The 2,418-nt window shown below is 70.4% G+C and carries 3 protein-coding genes; 1 reads left to right on the plus strand and 2 read right to left on the minus strand.

Going from position 1 to position 2,418, the window contains the following annotated elements; all coding sequences use genetic code 11:
• On the minus strand, positions 1-705 hold a 705-nt coding region (locus F3J18_RS36715), incomplete at its 3' end, for a glycogen debranching N-terminal domain-containing protein (protein ID WP_275691845.1).
• Positions 706-840: 135 nt separating this feature from the next.
• Complete coding sequence (locus F3J18_RS36720) at positions 841-1,875, minus strand: rod shape-determining protein (protein WP_013691110.1); 1,035 nt, start codon at positions 1,873-1,875, stop codon at positions 841-843.
• Between the two features lie 327 nt (positions 1,876-2,202).
• On the opposite strand from F3J18_RS36720, the gene F3J18_RS37995 reads away from it, so the two are divergent.
• Positions 2,203-2,418: hypothetical protein (locus tag F3J18_RS37995; RefSeq protein ID WP_205195723.1), on the plus strand; the 216-nt coding region annotated here is incomplete at its 3' end.

Here is a 2,418-nt window from a genome sequence, read left to right on the forward strand (position 1 = left end):
GTCGGCGCGATCGGTGGCCAGGCGCACCGGCGCCGGCGAGAAACCGATCCGCACGGTGCGCGCGACGCCGTCCAGGCCGTCGTAGCGCAGCCGCACCTGGCCGGCCTCGACCTCGGGCGCCGCCACCGCGCCGCGCCGCTCGCGCGGCGTGCCGCGCACCTCGAACATGTCGAGGAAGTCGGCCGCGAACGAGATCGACAGCGGCACCTCGGCGTCGGCGGTGCCGTAGTTGGTCAGCGTCAGCGCCTCGTACAGCACGTTGTCGGACAGCACGCGGGTGCGGTCGATGTGGATCACGCCCTCGGGCATCTCGTGGCCGCCCAGCGGCGGCAGCGGCCGGTTGGTCAGGTGCGCGGTGAAGGAGGCGTTGTCGGCGCTGGTCGCGCCCGACAGCAGCGAGGGCGCGCGCCCGCCGAAGGTCAGGCGCCAGCCCGACAGCACGCGCATGTCGTCGACGAACAGGCCGTCGTCATGGCCGAGGATGTCGCCCAGCGTGTCGCTGACCACGAACGCGTCGCCGGCCTTCAGCACATGCTGGCTGCCGGCCACCGGTTTCTGCGAGACGGGTTCGGGAGCGATGAAGGGCGGCGCGCCGGTCGCGGCGACCTGCGCGGCCTGGGAATCGGAAGAAACAGGGGAAGCGGGGGAAGCGGTTGCGGCCGCTTCGGCCGTCGGGGTAACGGGATGAGCTTGCGTGCCGGGCATTGCGACTCCTGACTGCGGTCCACGGGGAACAGGGGAAAAACGGGCGCGGGCGGCGGTTCGCTCCGCTGCTCGCACCCCGTTTCGCCACAGCATAGGCCAGAACGGCCCTGCTTCGCAGTGTCGCCTGGCGGCGTGTCAGTGATCGGTTTCCATCGCCAGCCGGCCCATCGCCTCGCCGGCGCCGCGCACCGCGCAGCTCAGCGGCTCGTCGGCGACCCGCACCGCGAGCCCGGTCTCGGCGTACAGGCGCCGGTCCAGGTGAGCAAGCAGCGCGCCGCCGCCGGTCAGCACGATGCCGCGATGGGCGATATCGGTAACCAGCTCGGGCGGCGCTTTCTCGAGCACGCGCTTCACCGCGTTGACCACCTGGTTGAGCGGCGCGGCCAGCGCCTCGGCGATGTCGTGGTTGGACAGCTCGATGGTGCGCGGCAGGCCGTCCTCGACGCCGCGCCCGACCGCGCGCATCGATTCGCGCGGCACCGAGCCGCTGGCCGAGCCGATGTATTTCTTGACGTGCTCGGCGGTCTGCTCGCCGAGCAGGACGTTGTAGAGGCCGCGCACGTGGTTGATGATGGCCGCGTCGAACTGGTCGCCGCCGACCCGGATCGCGTGCTGGTAGACGGTGCCGCCGAGCGACACCACGCCCACCTCGGTGGTGCCGCCGCCGATGTCGACCACCATCGAGCCGACCGCCTCGGTGACCGGCAGCCCGGCGCCGAGCGCGGCCGCCAGCGACTGGTCGATCAGGTTCACGCGCGAGGCGCCGGCCGCCGCCGCGGCCTCGCGCAGCGCGCGCCGCTCCACGGCGGTGGCGCTGGAGGGCACGCAGACGGTGAATTCGATGCGGCGGCCGAACAGCGAGCGCGCATGCGACATGCCGACGAACTGGCGGATCATCTGCTCGGCCGCCGGGTAATGGGCGATCACGCCGTGGCGCAGCGGCCGAACCGCTTCCAGGTGCTCGGGCACGCGGCCGATCAGCGCCTTGGCCAGCTCGCCGACCGCCTCCACCCGCGCCTTGTCGACATGGGCGTCGGCCTTGCGGAAACAGACCACCGACGGCTGGTTGAGCACCACGCCGCGTTCCTGCGTATAGATGAGCGTGCTCGCGGTGCCCGGATCGACCGCGACGTTATTGGCGAAAAGCCTGCCCAGGATGGGTGTCGACATGGATGTGCCTTTACGGACTGACAGACCGAGGAAACGCGCTGCGCGGCCAAACCGGCATTTTCCCCGTGCCGGTACTGCTTCCGATGGCCGCCGGCGTTCGCATCGAAACGCGACGCGTCGGCGACAGGAAGTTTCTACTCTAGGTAATTCCAGGTCAATGGAGAATATTCCGATGTCGAATTCCGATGCCGAATTGACAATCTGACGGGAAGATTGGCAGTCCGTTGGATTCCGGAATGAATTGACGCCCTTCGCAAAGTCTGTACCCTCTCGTCTCGCCGGCGCGTTTACCGTCGCGCCAGGCCAGGCCAACCCGATCTCAAAAGAATGTTCAACGCCGCACGCCCCGCCTCGTCCGGGGCCTCCGCCGCCGCGCGCGCGCCCAGCGCCGCCATCCACGAGGCGCGCTCCGGCGCCGCCGGTGCCCATGTCGTGTGCCCCGTCGCTGTCGATCCCGTATTCGATTTCGTCTTAGATCCCGCATCCCGCCAAGGCGGCGCGCGGCCGTGGCGCGGGCTGCCGGCCCGGCTCGCCTGCCTCGCG

Origin of the sequence: Burkholderia sp. Ax-1720 (assembly GCF_011753035.1) — a bacterium.
GTDB lineage: Bacteria > Pseudomonadota > Gammaproteobacteria > Burkholderiales > Burkholderiaceae > Burkholderia > Burkholderia gladioli.